Here is a 16,685-nt window from a genome sequence, read left to right as displayed (position 1 = left end):
GTTTGATCCTGCGCGTACGAAAGTATGACCGTGCGCGTACGAAAGTTTGATACGAGGAGACCCATGTCCAACGAACGTGTCTACGCCTATCCCTTTTCCGACATCTACACCCTCTACGTGGCCAAGGTCGAACGCAAGGACCGAACCGTTGCCGAGCTGGAAGAGGTTTTGACCTGGTTAACGGGCTATTCCAGTGCGCAGCTGCGCACTTTCGAGGGAGATCTACGGGACTTCTTCGACCAAGCCCCGGCGATGAATCCACACACCGAATTGATCACCGGCGTCGTGTGTGGCGTGCGAGTCGAAGAGATCGAGGACCCCCTCATGCAGCAGATCCGCTGGATGGACAAGCTCGTCGACGAGCTGGCCAAGGGAAAGAAGATGGAGAAGATTCTCCGCGGGTAGCGCACCCCTGCACTAGACTCCCGTTCATGTCTGTGCATTGCAGAGGAAAGACAGTGGGTGCTCCTCCTCACACCGGAGTGAGGAAGAAGCTGATCGTCGGCGGATTGTCGGTCGGCGTGTGCCTAGTGAGCGCGTGCAGTAGTGAGGACCCATTGCTCGCCGAGCTGGAAGGCAGCAATGCAGGGCGCACGGTCGTTTCCTTGCGGGACGTCTATGGGAATGAGTGGGAGAAGTTTGCCCTAGCGTGTCCGAACATGCCTTCCGCGGTGACCGCGTCCACGCTCGGCATCGCACCTGAAGGACTGCCGGATTATTCAGGGGCGGATCATCTCAACGCGATCGTGCGATGGAACTCTGAGACTTTAGAGGTATCGGAGTTCCCAGTAACGCAGGTGCGACTGTGCACGTCAGATTCCTCGTGGTCGCCGGAAATCTCTGACCCCGTCGTCGTCTTTCAGAGCACAACCGATGGGGGATGGGTGCTGCAGTAATCGCTTCGTTGCTGCGTGTCTGCCGTGGAGCCGGCGACGAGAATCGAACTCGCACTCTCAGCTTGGGAAGCTGATGTTCTACCACTAAACTACGCCGGCATTCGCTCACGATGAGCTACCGGATGAGTTTAGCACTCAGTGGAGTGTGGGGAGCAAAACGGCCGGTTCCCTCTGTGACGTAGACTGACGACGTGCTCCTTTCCGATCGTGACATCCGTTCCGCCATCAGCTCTGGCGAGCTGGGCATCGAGCCTTTCGCCGCCGAGAACGTCCAGCCGTCGAGCGTCGATGTGTGCATGGACAGATTCTTCCGAGTCTTCAACAACTCCAAGTACACCCACATCGATCCGAAGCTTCAGCAAGATGAGCTGACCAGCCTCGTCGAGGTGGAGGAGGGGGATCCATTCGTGCTGCACCCGGGCGAATTCGTTCTGGCCTCCACGCTGGAGAAGTTCACCCTCCCCGCCAACCTCGCAGGGCGACTTGAGGGTAAGTCCTCGCTCGGGCGTCTGGGGTTGCTCACGCACTCCACCGCCGGGTTTATTGACCCGGGCTTCTCGGGCTACATCACCCTCGAGCTTTCCAACGTCGCCAACCTGCCGATCGTGCTGTGGCCGGGGATGAAGGTCGGGCAGCTCGCCTTGTTTAAGATGTCTTCTCCGGCGGAAACTCCCTATGGTGCCGGTGCTCTGGGGTCGAAGTACCAGGGTCAGCGTGGCCCGACTCCGTCAAAGGCTTACTTGAACTTCTCTTAAGGTTTAAGAAAACAGCAGGTAACGGTACGTTCATGTCGCTTAAGTAGGATGCCTCCTTATGCGGATGACTGTGATTGGTACCGGCTACCTTGGCGCAACACATGCGGCCTGCATGGCGGAGTTGGGCCATGAGGTTCTTGGCGTGGATGTGGACACCGCGAAGATCGACACCCTTAAGTCGGGCAAGGTCCCGTTCTATGAGCCCGGTTTACCGGAGGTCTTAGCCCGCAATCTCGACGCCGGGCGCCTCGACTTTTCCACCGACTATGCTGCGGCCGCGGAGTTCGCTCATGTGCATTTCCTTGGCGTGGGAACTCCCCAGAAACGCGGCTCCTACGCGGCGGATCTGCGCTATGTCCGTGGTGCGGTGGAAGCACTGGTTCCCCAACTCCGGGGTGAGCACTTCATCTTCGGCAAGTCGACCGTTCCCGTCGGAACGGCGGCGGAACTGCAGGAACTGGCTGATAGTCTTGCCAGTCCGGGAACGAGCGTCGAAATCGCCTGGAACCCCGAATTTCTCCGCGAGGGATACGCCGTCAAGGACACCATCACGCCGGACCGCATCGTGTTGGGGGTCCGCGCTAAGGACACCCGCGCGGAAGAGGTTGCTCGTGAGGTGTACGCCGCTCCCATCGGCCAGGGCACCCCGTTTTTGGTCACCGATCTCCCTACCGCTGAGTTGGTGAAGGTTTCGGCTAACGCCTTCCTGGCCACGAAGATCTCGTTCATCAACGCCGTTTCTGAGGTGTGTGAGGCCTCCGGTGGTGATGTCACTCAGCTGGCGGATGCCATTGGCTACGACGAACGCATTGGCCGCAAGTTCCTCGGTGCTGGTTTGGGGTTTGGCGGCGGTTGCCTGCCCAAGGACATTCGCGCGTTCATGGCTCGTGCGGGTGAATTGGGTGCCGATGACGCGTTGACCTTCCTCCGTGAGGTTGATGCCATCAACATGCGACGCCGCGATCGGGTCTTGCAGCTTACCCGCCAATTGGCCGGGGGAAACGTGATGGGCAAGCGGGTCACCGTCCTCGGTGCGGCGTTCAAACCCAACTCCGATGATGTCCGGGATTCCCCGGCGCTTTCCGTCGCGGGCCAGCTCTCCCTCGCCGGCGCAGACGTAAGCATCTACGACCCGGAGGCGATGGACAATGCTCGCAAGGTTTTCCCGACACTCAACTACTCGGAGTCATTGGAGGAGGCGTTGTCGGAAGCAGACATTGTGGTCCTCGCGACGGAATGGAAGCAGTTCCGCGAGCTTGATCCAGTGGCCACAGGGGAGCTGGTCCACGAGCGGACCATCATTGATGCTCGTAATGTTTTGCCCCCGCAGGAGTGGAAAGACGCCGGGTGGAATATTCAGGCGCTGGGGCGAAACCTTTAGTCCTGCTTGATGCGGTCGGGGACAGTCCAGGCCGCGATGAGCGTAGTCAGGGGAACAGCCAAGGTGAGGGCCAAGGCGCCGATGCCGGAGCGAAGCAGCTCGGTGGCGACGATATCGCTGGTCAACGTTTGCATTAGTGGCCGGTTGGCAACGCTGATGAGCAAGAGCATCGGCAGCGCCGCGCCCGTGTAGCTGAGCACCAGGGTGTAGACCATGGAAGAAATGTGGTCACGGCCCACCTTCATCGCGCCGAGGAACAGCCGCCACGGCGAGGCATCGGGGTCGAGCTCTGAGAGCTCATTGACGGTCGAGGCCTGCGAGATGGTGACGTCGTTGAGCACGCCGAGCGCACCGATGACGAAACCGCACAACATGAGGCCGAGGATGGACACCCCGGGCAAGTACAGCAAAATGTTGAGGTTGTCTTCCGCGCCGAGGCCCCGCAGATGGGCAGTGTCGATGGCTAGGCCAGCTAGCCCCGCCGCGATGACCAGGGCGATGAGCGTGCCGCCCAAGGCCGAAGCCGATTTCCAATTGAGCCCATGCACGAGCGGCACCACGATGATGAGGATGGCAGCACCGGACACCAAGGCCAGAGGCAGTGCGGGGCCACCATGCACGAGACCCGGGATGAGGAAAATGGTGATTCCGATGAGGGTGATTGCCAGGCCGATGAGGGCGCGGATGCCTCGCCAGGCGGCGAACAAAGCAATGGTCACCGCGATAACGATGCCCCACACAATGAGAGGCGTGGAGCGTTGGTAGTCCCCGAAGGAATACGTCAGCTCACCTGACTCATCGGCAGCCTCGATGAGGAGAATCTTCGCGCCCTCGTGCAGTTCCGCCTCGCCGGGTAAACCATAGTTCACCAGCATCGTGGTCTTGCCAGCGTTATCCCCCGATTCGATTCGGACCAGGGAGCGCTGACAAGGATCAGTGACTTGCCCGAGGGGTGCCCGCGGTGCGCCCTCGAAGGCGCGACCGATGTCGGGTGAGGAACAGACGGCGGCGTCGACAAGCGTGACGGTGCCGGGCACCTGAGTGTGGTTGAGGCTGAACGTCGTCTCGAACTGCGGAGAGACCTCTGGTCTCTCCGACGACGGCCACAACCACCACACCCCAAGTGTTGTGACGATGATGGACAACCCGAGAAAGAGTAGCAATGCGGAACGCCACATCGACCTCGGAGCGGATTCGGCTGTAGTACTGTGGCGACCCACGCGGATTAAGGCTACTGCTTGTAGCTGACGAGGAAGTTACCCAGCCGCTCGATGGCGTTCTCCAGCTGCGATGCCCACGGCAACGTCACCACCCGGAAATGGTCCGGGGTAGGCCAGTTGAAGCCGGTGCCCTGGACCAGGAGAATCTTCTCGGCGCGCAAGATGTCCAGCATGAGCTTCGCGTCATCGTGGATCTCATAGACGTTGGGGTCCAGATGGGGGAACGCATACAGCGCGCCCATCGGTTTGACGCAGCTGACACCAGGAATCTCGTTGAGTTTTTCCCAAGCAATGTTGCGCTGCGTGTACAGACGCCCGTTCTCGTGGGTCAGCTCATAAATCGACTGCCGACCACCCAAAGCCACCTGGATCGCGTGCTGCGCAGGGACATTCGGGCACAGGCGAGTGCCGGCCAGCAGCTCCAGGCCCTCAATGAAACCGTGAGCCCGATCCTTCGGGCCCGTGAGAACCATCCACCCCGCGCGATAACCGGCAACACGATAGGCCTTGGACAGACCGTTGTACGTGATGGTGAAAAGGTCCGGAGCAAGGGTCGCGATGGAGATGTGCTCAGCGTCATCATAAAGAATCCGGTCGTAGATCTCGTCCGCGAGAATGAGCAGCTGGTTCTCGCGGGCAATCTGGACAATATCCATGAGCACCTTGCGGGAGTAAACAGCACCCGTCGGGTTATTCGGATTGATGATAACGATGGCCTTGGTGCGCTCAGTGACCTTAGCCCGGATGTCCTCGATCGACGGGTTCCAATCATCCTCCTCATCGCAGAGGTAATGCACCGGCTTACCACCCGCCAACGACGTGGCGGCCGTCCACAGTGGATAATCCGGGGCGGGAATGAGAACCTCATCGCCGTCATTGAGCAACGCCTGAGTGGTCATCGTGATCAGCTCGGAGACACCATTGCCCAGGAAGACATCATCAACATCGAAATGCGGGAAACCCTCAATGAGTTCGTACCTGGTGACGATCGCACGCCGAGCCGGAATAATTCCCTTCGAGGTGGAATACCCCTGCGACGTCGGCAAAGCAGCAATCATATCCCGCATGATGACGTCAGGAGCATCAAAACCAAAGGTAGCGGGGTTGCCCGTATTGAGCTTGAGGATACGATGCCCATCCAGCTCCAGGCGCTCCGCCTCCGCCGCCACCGGCCCACGGATCTCGTAGAGCACGTCCTTCATCTTGTCCGACTGGTCAAGAATACGGGGCGCGCGGCGAAGCGGGCGGGGCGAATCGTTCTCGGTCATGGAGACCATGTTGCCACTCAGCGTGGCCAGTGGAAAGCAGGAACCACTATTTCCGACGATTCTCCAACGTCCGGTTCACAAAACCCATGGCCTTATTCGTCAGCTCCGCCGTCTGAACCTTGCGCTCCGCCCGCAACTCCGCCAATCGATCCTGCTCCGCCAGGCGCAACTCCGTCGCGCGCAGCTGCTCCATCGTCCGCAACTCCCGGATGCGTTGCCTATCGACGGCCCGCGCACTCGGCATATGCCACGATTCCGGACCGACCTTCATCACATAAAGAAGGATGAACACAGCCGGAATGAGGAAAAACAGCAACGTCGACGCGCCCGACGTCAGTGGAGCGAAAGCAATCGCCGCCGCCGTTGCACCCACAGTCGTCAGCCCGAAAACACCAAACCGAGTCCGGCGCCCCTCCCGATAAGCGGTCTCAATCTCCTGCGCACTGTACAGCGTGCTCATCGCCGTCGACGTTGCCTGACGGTGCTGCGGCAAATCAACAAACAACGGCTCCAGCTCCCCATGGAACTGGGCGCCCGCGATCTCCTGGCAGCGCTCATCGTATTCATCGATGGACAAACGGCCCTCTGAGAACGCGCGCCCGAGTGCCGCCATTGCAGACTGACGCTCTTCGTCGCTAAGCCGGACTCGTCCGTTGCTAAAACCCTGAGACTGATAACTACCGTTCACGACGACCAGTCTACTGAGCTTGTCCAGCATGTCCCTCCGGGTTTCCCCTGATCTTTCGGGGTGCTAGCCAGTGGGACTCAATCGTCATTGGGGGCCGGCGGTACCGCTTGTCCTGGGGCAGGAGGTACGGCTGTGCCGGGCGCTGGAGGTACCGAAGTTCCTGGGGCAGGTGGCACGGCTCCGCCCGGGGCTGGAGGTATTGCTACACCTGGTGATGCCGGAGGCACGGACGTGCCGGGTGCCGTAGGCACAGCACTTCCAGGAGCTGGCGGCACGGCTACACCTGGTGCCGGAGGCACAACTGCGCCCGGAGATGGAGGTGCCGAAGTTTCTGGTGCAGGAGGCACAGCGGCACCTGGAGCTGGCGGTACGGCTCCGCCTGGGGCTGGAGGCGCTGCTCCACCTGGTGATGCCGGCGGCACGGACGTGCCGGGTGCCATTGGCACGGCACTTCCCGGAGCTGGCGGCACGGTTCCGCCGGGGGCCGGCGGCACGGCTACACCCGGTGATGCAGGTACGGCTCCGCCCGGGGCTGGAGGCATTGCTACACCCGGTGCCGGAGGCACGGCAGTCCCGGGGGCCGGGGGTACGGCAGCGCCAGGTGCAGGCAGCACAGCCGATCCGGGGCCCGGGGGCACTGCAGCGCCAGGTGCCGGTACCGCATTGGGTTGCGCAGGTGGAACGGCTGCCTGCATAGGCTCCGTGTTCTCTCGTGGGGGTGTGGCGGGAGTGCTTTCAGAGGTATCGATAGGCCGGGCGGGTTTGATCGGCAGGGAATGCCGACGTGGTGCCTCGAGGAAGGCGGGCTCGCGTGCGGGAGGGAGGGCGCCGTCGATAAGCACGGAGTCACGCAGCATCACTGCGACGTCCCTGACCTGTGTGGAACCGGGGTCTTCAGGGGAGAGGGCTTTGAGGCCGCCGGTGAACATCGTGTTGCAGAAGGGGCAGCCGGTAGCGATTTCGGTGGCGCCGGTCGCGAGGGCTTGTTCGGTGCGAAACTCGTTGACGCGCTGGCCGATGGTCTCTTCCATGAACATCCGTGCGCCGCCAGCACCACAGCAAAATGCTTCGGCGCGGTTGTTGTCCATTTCGCGCAGCTCGACACCGGTGCCGGCGAGGAGCTCGCGAGGCGGATCATAAACCTGGTTGTGGCGGCCGAGGAAACAAGGATCGTGGTACGTGATCGGCTGGCGATTGTCCGGCGTGCGCGGCACGGGCGTGAGCAGGCCCTCGCGCACGAGGCGGTTGAGCAGCTGGGTGTGGTGGAAAACGTCGAAATGCCCGCCGAAGTCGGGGTACTCATTGCGGATGGTGTTAAAGCAGTGGGGGCAGGTGGTGATGATCTTGCGCTGACCTGCGGGTACGCCGTCGAAGGTCTCGTTGAGCGTGGCGATGTTCTCCGTCGCGAGCATCTGGAAGAGGAATTCGTTGCCGGCGCGGCGGGCGGGATCACCGGTGCACGTCTCGCCGGTGGAGAGGACCGCATACTTCACGCCTGCGGTCTGCAGCAGCTCGATGACGGCGCGGGTGGTGCGCTGACCAGCGTCGTCGAAGGCTCCGGCGCAGCCGACCCAGAAGAGGTACTCGGTGTCGGAGAAGTCGTCGAGGTCGTCGCCGATGACGGGCACGGTGAGGCCGTCACGGCGAGCGGCATCGACCCAGGAAGCGCGCTCGGAATTATTGCGGCCCCAGGGGTTGCCCTTGGTCTCGAGGTTTTTGAACAGGCCCGTGAGCTCGGACGGGAAATCAGACTCCGCGAGGACACGGAAGCGGCGCAGGTCAGCCACGTGATCGAGGTGCTCAATGTCGACGGGGCACTGATCGACGCACGCGCCACAGTTGGTGCAGGACCACAGGACATCGTCGGGAACGATGCCGGTCATGCTCAGCACATCAAGGTTGGCATGCTTATCGACGGTCGCATCCCTCAGCCCCGTCATCAACAACTTAGGGTTGAGCGGTTTCCCGGTGTTCCACGCGGGGCAGAGGTCCTGGCAGCGGCCGCAGTCGGTGCAGGTGGCGGCGTCGAGAAGCATCTTCCACGAAGCATCGGCCGCCGTGCCGACACCGAGGGTGTCCTCATCCTCGACATTGTCGAGGGTGAGAACCTTCGTACCGGACGTCATGGGCTTGAGTGCGCCGAGGGCCTTGTGGCCGTCAGAATTGCGCTGGAAGAAGATATTGACGGGCGCGAGGAAGCGGTGCCAGCCGACACCCCAGGTCAGGTGGTAGCCCATGAGGATGAGGAAGACCATGCCCGCCAACAGCTTGATGAGCGCCATGGCAGACACGAGTACCGGGGAAGCCGGGAGCAGGGTGGCGAGGTGGATGGAGAGGAAATCCGCCCATGGGGACCCTCCGCCATAGGTGGCGATTTTGGTGGCCTTGACCAGCAGCATGCCAAGCCCCTCCACGAAGACAATGGTCTCAATCGCGCGGGCCGCAGTGGCGTTGGATTCGAAGAAACGCGAAGCACGGCTGGTCGTGCCCTGGCGGATTCGGATGATGATCAGTGCCACAATGCCGACCACGGTCCCAACGGCCAGGACCTCCTCGACGAAATGGTAGACCGGCCACTCGGACAGGAGCGGCCAGCCACCGGCGGGGTTGAAGGTCTGGATGAAGGCTTCGAACCACACGAGGATGCCGATGAGGAATCCGACCATGACGAGCCAGTGCGCGACGTTGACTACCGGGCGCCCCTTGAAATGGGTGTGTCCGAAAACCTCGATGATGACCTGCGCGACGCGCCGTGCGGGATCATTGGTGCGAGTGCCCGGGGGCAGGGGCTGGCCCTGGCGGACGTAGCGCAGCATCCGATATGCGGCGGTGAGGAAATAGAGGAATGCGGGGACAGCGAGTCCGATGCCGATGATTCCTAGCACGGTCGTTGCTGTCGACATGGCTTGATCTGCCAAAATCATCTTCGCGCCCTTCTTTCACTGCCCCTTGACAGGTTCAGCATAGAGGTAGGGGCGGACACAGAGACAATGGTCGGCGGGGATCCATTCATGGATGGGCGAGCACAGGTGAGGGTTAGGAGCTAAGTGGTTCCTGACGAATATCGTCACCTGAGAGGATTGCCGCTGGGCCCTCCCGCAAGCCGCTATCCGGTGATAAAGTCGAACTCGCACGGTGGCTTGGGTTAGTGAAAGTCGAGGTCATCGAGTCTGTTCCCCGCGTCAGCGGGGGTGAGCCCAGACTGAGCGCATGAAATGCTGCCGAGTCTGCTGTTCCCCGCGTCAGCGGGGATTTTTTGGGTTAAGGGACAAAAAGTGTGTCTTTGCGGCGTGTCGCACGAGGCAAGTGGGAGCGGGCGCTAAAAGGGCAATTCGAGTAGACCCATTAATCGAGTGGCGGGATTCGGCCACTCGATTAACTGGTGAAGTCATATCGTACTTTTGAGGCTAGGTGGAGAAATTCGGGGTGGGATCAGCGGCTGACCCGTTCTTGCTGGATGCCATGGTGAGGAGACTCGGGCCCCTACTGCGGTCAAGATAGTCGCCGAGCTGCTCCTAGAACGCTGTTGGTGCGATTGAGTGGAAGATGCGAGGAATGGATGCAGGAGAGCAAGTTTTCCAGCGTTCAAGGGTGGTGAACTGTGGTTATTGAGGAAGGCGGACACGTATTTTGCTATCTAACCCGAGCCTGCCACAGCGAGCTCTAGACGAAATGCTGGTCCCAGCACCCGCCCGCAACCTCGATGCATAAGGCCATAGCGATATCCGGGTAGTCTCACTGCATGCGTATTTGGTCTGTGCACCCTCGGTATCTTGATCAGAAAGGTCTGGTCGCTTGTTGGCGGGAGACGTTGCTAGCGCAGAAGGTTTTGCAGGGGCTGACCAAGGGGTATACGAATCATCCGCAGTTGGAGCGCTTTCGGGCGCACCAAGATCCGCTGGCGGCGATTGGGGTTTATCTGCAGGGTATTCACGCGGAGGCGGTGAGCCGGGGTTATAACTTTGACGGTTCGAAGATTGTCCATCCGGGGCCGGCCGAGATCATCGATGTCACTGACGGCCAGATGGTTTTTGAGCGGGGTCATCTTCTGACCAAGCTCACCGTGCGTGATCCCGAGCGGGCTGATGACCTCCCGGAGGGAGCGCTGGATCCGCATCCGTTGTTCCGGGTGGTCGTCGGTGGGGTCGCGAGCTGGGAGCGCCCCTAGCGCCAGGAACCTCTAGTCGTCCTCCGAGAATTGCGATTGGTGGAGGCGGTAGTAGGCACCTTCGGCGTCGATGAGCTGCTGGTGGGTGCCTTGTTCGACGATGCGTCCTGCTTCCATGACGAGGGTGAGGTCGGCGTCGCGGATGGTGGAGAGGCGGTGGGCGATGACGAAGGAGGTGCGGTCGGTGCGCAGGGCGTTCATGGCGCGTTGGACGAGCACCTCGGTGCGGGTGTCCACGGAGGAGGTGGCTTCGTCGAGGATGAGCAGGGCTGGTTGGGCGAGGAAGGCGCGTGCGATGGTGATGAGCTGGCGTTCGCCGGCGGAGAGGGAGCCGCTGTCCTGGTCGATGACGGTGTCGTAGCCGTCGGGGAGGGCGTGGACGAAGCGGTCGACGTAGGTGGCAGTGGCGGCGGCGATGACCTCGTCGTCGGTGGCGTCGAGGCGGCCGTAGCGGATGTTGTCCATGATGGTGCCCTCAAAAAGGATGGCGTCTTGGAGGACCATGCCGGTTTGGGAGCGGAGGGCGTGTCGGGACATGGTGGCTATGTCGACATCATCAAGCAGGATCTCACCGGAGTCGAGTTCGTAGAAGCGCATGATGAGGTTGACCAGGGTGGTTTTTCCGGCGCCGGTGGGGCCGACGATGGCAACGGTCTGGCCAGGTTCGACCTGCAGATTGAGGTCGCGGATGAGTGGTTCGTCCTTTTTGTAGCTGAAGGTGACATCGCGGAATTCGACGCGGCCGCGGGCCTGTTCCGCGGGCACCGGTGACGAATCGTCGGGGGTTTGGGAGGGGGCGTCGAGAAGCTCGAAGACGCGCTCGGCGGAGGCGACGCCGGATTGGACCATCTGCAGCATGCCGGCGACCTGGCCGAGGGGCTGGTTGAATTCGCGGGAGTATTGGATGAAGGCGGTGGCATCGCCAAGCGTCATCTGACCTTGGGCGACGCGGAGGCCGCCGACGACGGCGATACCGACGTAGGACAGGTAGGAGATGAACTGCATGATCGGCATCATCGTGCCGGAGAGGAACTGGGCGGAGGCGGCGGAGGTGTAGAGGTTGCGGTTGCGCTCGTCGAATTCTTCGACCATGACTTCGCTGCGGCCGAAGATTTGCACGATGTCGTGGCCGGAGAATGCTTCCTCGACGTGGCCGTTGAGGTGGCCGGTGGCCTTCCATTGGGTGGCAAAGTGCTTTTGGGAGCGGGTGCCAATCACGGCGATGACCAGCCCGGTTAGCGGCAGGGAGAGAAGTGCGAGCAGGGCGAGCTGCCAGGACACCGAGAACATCATGATGATGATGCCAATGATCATGAGCACGGAGTAGAACAACTGCGACAGCGCTTGCTGCAGGGCCTGCTGGATGTTGTCCACGTCGTTGGTGGTGCGGGAGAGGATGTCTCCGCGCTGGCGCGAGTCGAAGTAGCTCAAGGGGAGGGAATTGATTTTGTTTTCGACATCGGTGCGGAGGCCGTAGACAACCTTCATCACCAGGTCATTGAGAATGCGCCCCTGGAACCACATGAAGAGGGACGAGCCGCTGTACATCGCGATGACGGCGATGATGAGCATGCCCAGGCGATCGAAGTCGATGCCGCTGCCAGGGGTGAGCGTCATGGCGGAGGCCATATCGGCAAACGTGTTCTGGCCCGCGGCGCGCAACCCGGCGATAACTTCTTCCTGGGTGGCCCCGGCGGGAAGCTGAGCGGAGATGACGCCGCCGAAGATGACGTCCATCGCCTGGCCCATGACCTTCGGTGCCCACACAGCGAGGACGACGCAGATGATGACGAGGAAGAACACGACGGCCAGCGCGAAGCGGTGGGGAGAGAGCAACCCGATGAGGCGCAGGGCCGAGGGCCAGAACTGCTTGGCCTGGCGGGGAGGGGCGTCACCCCATTCAGAGTTGCCGACTTTGTCCTCGAGTTCCAGGATCTCCTGGTCGGTCAATTGTGGTTCGGTGCTCATGGCGCGACCTCCGGGCTGATCTGGGATTCGACGATTTCTCGGTAGGTGGGTGAGCTGTCGAGCAGTTCACCATGGGTGCCTCGGGCGACGATGCGCCCGGCCTCCATGACGAGGATCTGGTCGGCGTGTTCGATGGAAGCCACCCGCTGGGCCACGACGATCATCGTGGCGTCCTTCATACGCGGGACAAGTGCTTCGCGGAGGTTGGCGTCAGTAATGAGGTCGAGGGCGGAGAAAGAATCGTCGAAGAGGTAGACCTTCGGGTTGGCCACGAGGGTGCGGGCGATGCACAGTCGCTGGCGCTGCCCGCCGGAGACGTTGGTGCCGCCCTGGGAAATGGGCATGGCCAGGCCGAGCTCGTGCTCGCGGACGAAGGCGGCCTGGGCGGTGTCGAGCGCCTCCCACAGTTCATCGTCGGTGGCGTCGGGGGCGCCGAGCCGCAGGTTGCTGGCCACCGTCCCGGAGAAGAGGTAGGGCTTTTGGGGGACCATGGACACCCGCTCGACCAGGGAGGCGCGGGAGAGGTCGGTGACCTCGACGGCGTCGATAAGCACAGAACCCGAGGTGGCGCGGTGCAGCCGCGGAATGAGATTGAGCAGGGTCGTCTTGCCGGAGCCGGTGGCACCGATGATAGCGGTGACTTCGCCGGGGCGGGCGGTGAAGGAGATGCCGTCGAGGACGGGTTTGTCGGCGCCGGGGTAGGTGAAGGAGACGTCGCGGAGTTCGACATCGCCGCGCAGGTAGGCGGGCTCGACCGGGTCCACCGGCTCGTCGATCGATGATTCGTAGCTGAGCACTTCGTCGATGCGGCGGGCGCAGATAATGGCGCGGGGCAGCATCATCGCCATGAACGTGCCCATCATGACGGCGACGAGGATCTGCAGGAGGTACTGCAGGAAGGCGGTGAGCGAACCGACTTCGACCAGGCCCTCGTTGACGCGGTGACCGCCGAACCACAGGACCGCGCCGGTGGAGACGTTGAGGATGAGCGTGATGATCGGCCCCATGAGCACGAAGAGCCGACCGATGCGGACGGAGAGATCCGTGATGTCGCGATTGGCGTCGTCGAAACGCTTTGCCTCGAAGTCCTCGCGGGTGAAGGCGCGGATGACGCGGATGCCGTTGATCTGCTCGCGCATGATGGCAATGATCCGGTCGATGCGCTTTTGCATGCCGGTGAACAACGGCACGAGGCGGCCAATGAGCGCGACCACCACGACCGCGAGCACGAGCACCGAGACCCACACCAGCCACGACAGACCGGCATCCTCGCGCATGGCCATGATGATGCCGCCGATGCACATGATCGGCATCGCGACCATGAAGTTGAGGATCATGAGGTACGCCATCTGCACCTGCTGCACATCGTTGGTGTTACGAGTGATCAACGTTGCGCTGTCGAAGTGGCCCAGGTCTTCGGCGGAGTAGCCCGATACGCGGCGGAAAATGTCGCGGCGGACATCTCGGCCGAGGCCCATCGCGGTGCGGGCGCCAAACCACACGGCGATGACGGCGGCAATGACCTGCACGAACGCCACCACCAGCATGATCGCGCCGCGATCCCAAATATATGGAACGTTGCCCTGTGCCACGCCGCCGTCAATGATCTCAGCGTTGAGGGAGGGCAGATACAGGGTGGCCAGCGTCGACACCGTCTGCAGGATGACCAAGGCCACGACATACCCTGCATAGGGTTTCGAGTGAGAAAAAAGTAAACGGACTAGTTCCACAGGGGTTCTCTTTCATGCTGTGTGGAAAAGCTTAAGTCACCTCACTCTAGACCCGAGTACAGACATTTAATAGAAATAGACTGCGGCCCCCTCGCCGCCGGTGCAGCTGATGATCTCCTCGTCCACCGGCGCGCAATGCAAGTCATACTCGTGGCCGGTCACCGGGCTGGTCACCGCGATGCTCTCCCGAAGGTTGGCACGGACGGTGTCATTCGTGGCGTTGAGTCCGGTGATGAGCTCTTCGTGGACCGCGATAACGAACTCGCAGCTGGTATTCGCATTGCCGGCCCAGATGTTGGTACCCCAGCCGTCGCCGTGAATGCAGATGGTGGCGGGCTCGCCCAAAAGAGTGACTTTGGAGCCGACCGGTTCATAGGGAAGTGGCGCCGTCGCCGCTGGCGCAGTGGGTGCCGGGGGTTCTGCGCTGCAGCCGACCAGCACGCTGAGCGCTACGAGGGCAATTCCTATCGTGCGCATCGGTCTCATCCCTTCAGGTACCTAGAGGATACGTCAATCTAGATGCAGGTGGGGACCTTGCGCGCCCGTTCGGCGGTGCCCGCCCAATCCACGTCGGCGGCCACCCAGCCCTCCCAGGTGGTCACGGGGATGTGCAGGGACAAGAGCTTATCGACGACCGCGTCACGCCCGCCCTGCGTCCGTGGCGCCAGGTCGCCCGCCGCCGCGGCGGCCAGGAGTGCGTCGGTATCGCGGTCCTGCGGGGCGCCGGAGGCGAAAATGATGGCGTCATAGAACTCGCGCAGGTCCTCGGCGACGAGGTCGATGCCGATGCGGACGTTGCCGAGCAGCCGCAGGGGAGCGGTGGCATGGGTTGCGCTGTGGTCGGCGGAGCTGAGCAGCCCGAAGGGGGCGGGAGTCTGCGCAATGAGATCCACGGCGATGTGGAAGTGCTCATGGTTGAGCAGTTCTTGTGCGGCGCACATGCCCATTGCTCCGTCGCCGACGACAGCTACGCGCAGTGCGGGGGAGGAGTTCTGGGACATGAGCGTGAGCCCTTTCGTGGATGAGTAGACTGTACTGTCTGCTAAAACTAGCAGCGCACGAGGGTGATGTAAAGGTTTTATTCGTTTCCAGTGAACAAGTCGGTCTAGACGGTGACCTTGGTGGCGCGGGCATGGGAGACCATGTCCTCCCACTCGACGATCTTCTTACGCTCGCGCCCGGGCACCCCGGAGCTCTCGCCGAGGGCGCGCTCGGCGGCATCAAGCTGGTACCACCCCTCCCACGTCGTGTAGTCCACGCCGCGCGAATCCAGCAGCTCGATGATCGCGTTGTGTTCAGCGTGTGCCGGTGCAGTGAGCTGGCCGGCGGTGGCATCGGCGAGGAGCATGTCCGTGGTCTGCTTGGCATCCGACTTGGTATTGCCAATGAGGCCGATGGGACCGCGCTTGATCCAGCCCGTCGCGTACAGCCCCGGTACGGGGGAGCCGCCCGGGCTGTGGAGAATGTGCCCGCCATCATTGGGAATGACGGCCGCTTCCGGGTCGAAGGGAAGGCCGGGGAGCGGGTCGGACTCGTAGCCGACGGCTCGGTAGACGGCCTGGACAGGCCAGTCGGTGAAAGATCCAGTGCCCCGAACATTGCCGGTGCCGTCAAGTTCGGTCCGTTCGGTGCGAAGTCCCACCACTCGTCCGTCGTGCTGAAGGATCTCCACCGGCGACTCGAAGAGGTGGATCTGCAGGGTGTGCGGGGCGTCCTTGGGCTCGCGGATCGCATACTGCTCGAGGATGGTGCACACCAGGTCCTGCGACTTCGAGGCGCGGCGGGCTTCCTCGGAGGCGGCGTCATAGTCAATATCCTCGGGGTCCACGACGACGTTGATGGTGGGGGAGTGGTCGAGCTCCTTGAGCTCCTGCGGGGTGAACTTCGCTTGGGCCGGGCCGCGTCGGCCGAAGATGTGCACCTCCGTGGCGGCGTTGCGGGAGAGAGACTCGTAGACGTTGTCGGCGATCTCGGTGACCAACAGCTCGTCGGCAGTCTTGGCGAGGACGCGGGCTGCATCGAGCCCGACGTTGCCCACCCCGATGACCGCGACCTGCTCGGCCGAGAGGTCCCAGTCGCGGCTGAACCGTGGGTTGCCGTCATAGAAGCCAACGAGATCGGCGGCGCCGAAGGACCCGGCGGCGTCGATGCCCGGGATGGTGAGGGGGCGATCGCGGACGGCGCCGGTGGCAATGACAACGGCATCGTAATACTCGCGCAGCTCCTCGATGGTGATGTCCGTGCCGATGGTGACGTTGCCCAGCAAGCGGATCTCCGGCTTGTCCAGCACTTTGTGGAGCGAGGTGATGATGCCCTTGATGCGCGGATGGTCCGGTGCGACGCCGTAGCGGATGAGTCCGAACGGTGCGGGCATCTGCTCGAAGAGATCGACGTGGACCTCGTGCTCGCTGTTTCGCACGAGGAGGTCGGACGCGTAGATGCCGGCGGGTCCGGCTCCGATGACGGCAACGTTGAGATGGCTCATGGTGTCAGGGTTCTCCTTGAAGTTGACTGGCGCTCCATTGATAGACCGCATGGTCTGCCAAATTAGCGCGACGGCCACGTCAGGTAAAGGAAAACAGCAGTTAAATTCAGAACTTCTAGAATATTT

14 protein-coding genes and 1 tRNA gene are annotated in these 16,685 nt (G+C 62.1%); 5 read left to right on the top strand and 10 right to left on the bottom strand.

Annotated features, from left to right (window positions below; all coding sequences use genetic code 11):
• The first annotated feature begins 63 nt into the window (after window positions 1-63).
• Window positions 64-405, top strand: a complete 342-nt coding sequence (locus CTEST_RS12095) for a DUF2200 domain-containing protein (protein WP_047253950.1) — start codon at window positions 64-66, stop codon at window positions 403-405.
• Window positions 406-458: 53 nt separating this feature from the next.
• The gene (locus CTEST_RS13160; protein WP_144413285.1) at window positions 459-896 is read left to right on the top strand and encodes a hypothetical protein; all 438 of its coding nucleotides are present in this window, start codon (window positions 459-461) and stop codon (window positions 894-896) included.
• A 25-nt stretch (window positions 897-921) separates the two neighbouring features.
• Here the strand turns inward: CTEST_RS13160 and CTEST_RS12085 are convergent.
• Window positions 922-995, bottom strand: a tRNA-Gly gene (locus tag CTEST_RS12085).
• A 92-nt stretch (window positions 996-1,087) separates the two neighbouring features.
• Here CTEST_RS12085 and dcd point away from each other — a divergent pair.
• Window positions 1,088-1,651: a dCTP deaminase gene (dcd, locus tag CTEST_RS12080; RefSeq protein ID WP_047253949.1), complete on the top strand. Its 564-nt coding sequence runs from the start codon at window positions 1,088-1,090 to the stop codon at window positions 1,649-1,651.
• 58 nt (window positions 1,652-1,709) lie between these two features.
• Window positions 1,710-3,032, top strand: coding sequence for a UDP-glucose dehydrogenase family protein (locus CTEST_RS12075; RefSeq protein WP_047253948.1), 1,323 nt, complete (start codon window positions 1,710-1,712; stop codon window positions 3,030-3,032).
• Here the strand turns inward: CTEST_RS12075 and CTEST_RS12070 are convergent.
• The 4 genes from CTEST_RS12070 to CTEST_RS12055 form a co-directional block, all read right to left on the bottom strand.
• Complete coding sequence (locus CTEST_RS12070) at window positions 3,029-4,252, bottom strand: YibE/F family protein (protein WP_047253947.1); 1,224 nt, start codon at window positions 4,250-4,252, stop codon at window positions 3,029-3,031. The genes CTEST_RS12075 and CTEST_RS12070 overlap by 4 nt on opposite strands.
• An 11-nt stretch (window positions 4,253-4,263) precedes the next feature.
• Entirely contained in the window at window positions 4,264-5,520 is a 1,257-nt protein-coding gene (locus tag CTEST_RS12065; RefSeq protein WP_376701804.1) for a pyridoxal phosphate-dependent aminotransferase, read from the bottom strand.
• Window positions 5,521-5,566: 46 nt separating this feature from the next.
• Complete coding sequence (locus CTEST_RS12060) at window positions 5,567-6,208, bottom strand: DUF1707 SHOCT-like domain-containing protein (protein WP_236686095.1); 642 nt, start codon at window positions 6,206-6,208, stop codon at window positions 5,567-5,569.
• A gap of 77 nt (window positions 6,209-6,285) precedes the next feature.
• The gene (locus CTEST_RS12055; RefSeq protein WP_047253945.1) at window positions 6,286-9,132 is read right to left on the bottom strand and encodes a (Fe-S)-binding protein; all 2,847 of its coding nucleotides are present in this window, start codon (window positions 9,130-9,132) and stop codon (window positions 6,286-6,288) included.
• 818 nt (window positions 9,133-9,950) lie between these two features.
• Here CTEST_RS12055 and CTEST_RS12050 point away from each other — a divergent pair.
• On the top strand, window positions 9,951-10,376 hold the full coding sequence (locus CTEST_RS12050) for a pyrimidine dimer DNA glycosylase/endonuclease V (protein ID WP_047253944.1): 426 nt from the start codon (window positions 9,951-9,953) through the stop codon (window positions 10,374-10,376).
• Window positions 10,377-10,388: 12 nt separating this feature from the next.
• Here CTEST_RS12050 and CTEST_RS12045 read toward each other — a convergent pair whose 3' ends face one another.
• The 5 genes from CTEST_RS12045 to CTEST_RS12025 all read right to left on the bottom strand — a co-directional run bounded on the left by CTEST_RS12045 (window position 10,389) and on the right by CTEST_RS12025 (window position 16,559).
• On the bottom strand, window positions 10,389-12,344 hold the full coding sequence (locus CTEST_RS12045; protein WP_047253943.1) for an ABC transporter ATP-binding protein: 1,956 nt from the start codon (window positions 12,342-12,344) through the stop codon (window positions 10,389-10,391).
• A complete protein-coding gene (locus CTEST_RS12040; RefSeq protein WP_047253942.1) occupies window positions 12,341-14,074 on the bottom strand; it encodes an ABC transporter ATP-binding protein in 1,734 nt (577 codons plus the stop codon). The genes CTEST_RS12045 and CTEST_RS12040 overlap by 4 nt, the downstream gene beginning before the upstream one ends.
• A 66-nt stretch (window positions 14,075-14,140) precedes the next feature.
• On the bottom strand, window positions 14,141-14,551 hold the full coding sequence (locus CTEST_RS13155; RefSeq protein WP_052844396.1) for a hypothetical protein: 411 nt from the start codon (window positions 14,549-14,551) through the stop codon (window positions 14,141-14,143).
• A 38-nt stretch (window positions 14,552-14,589) separates the two neighbouring features.
• Window positions 14,590-15,075, bottom strand: coding sequence for a hypothetical protein (locus tag CTEST_RS12030; RefSeq protein WP_047253941.1), 486 nt, complete (start codon window positions 15,073-15,075; stop codon window positions 14,590-14,592).
• Between the two features lie 104 nt (window positions 15,076-15,179).
• Window positions 15,180-16,559 (bottom strand): FAD-dependent oxidoreductase, encoded by a 1,380-nt coding sequence (locus CTEST_RS12025; RefSeq protein ID WP_047253940.1) that lies wholly within the window; start codon window positions 16,557-16,559, stop codon window positions 15,180-15,182.
• Between the last annotated feature and the right edge of the window lie 126 nt (window positions 16,560-16,685).

This window comes from Corynebacterium testudinoris (genome assembly GCF_001021045.1).
Taxonomy (GTDB): Bacteria; Actinomycetota; Actinomycetes; order Mycobacteriales; family Mycobacteriaceae; genus Corynebacterium; species Corynebacterium testudinoris.
Note: the sequence above shows the minus strand (reverse complement) of the source record. Positions and strands in the feature narration are given on the sequence as shown.

What these genes read in the sequence shown, in the direction of transcription:
- CTEST_RS12095 (WP_047253950.1), top strand. Translation starts at nt 64, where the DNA reads ATGTCCAACGAACGTGTCTACGCCTATCCCTTTTCCGACATCTACACC.
- CTEST_RS12075 (WP_047253948.1), top strand. Translation starts at nt 1,710, where the DNA reads ATGCGGATGACTGTGATTGGTACCGGCTACCTTGGCGCAACACATGCG.
- CTEST_RS12065 (WP_376701804.1), bottom strand. Translation starts at nt 5,520, where the DNA reads ATGACCGAGAACGATTCGCCCCGCCCGCTTCGCCGCGCGCCCCGTATT.
- CTEST_RS12055 (WP_047253945.1), bottom strand. Translation starts at nt 9,132, where the DNA reads ATGATTTTGGCAGATCAAGCCATGTCGACAGCAACGACCGTGCTAGGA.
- CTEST_RS12050 (WP_047253944.1), top strand. Translation starts at nt 9,951, where the DNA reads ATGCGTATTTGGTCTGTGCACCCTCGGTATCTTGATCAGAAAGGTCTG.
- CTEST_RS12045 (WP_047253943.1), bottom strand. Translation starts at nt 12,344, where the DNA reads ATGAGCACCGAACCACAATTGACCGACCAGGAGATCCTGGAACTCGAG.
- CTEST_RS13155 (WP_052844396.1), bottom strand. Translation starts at nt 14,551, where the DNA reads ATGCGCACGATAGGAATTGCCCTCGTAGCGCTCAGCGTGCTGGTCGGC.
- CTEST_RS12030 (WP_047253941.1), bottom strand. Translation starts at nt 15,075, where the DNA reads ATGTCCCAGAACTCCTCCCCCGCACTGCGCGTAGCTGTCGTCGGCGAC.
- CTEST_RS12025 (WP_047253940.1), bottom strand. Translation starts at nt 16,559, where the DNA reads ATGAGCCATCTCAACGTTGCCGTCATCGGAGCCGGACCCGCCGGCATC.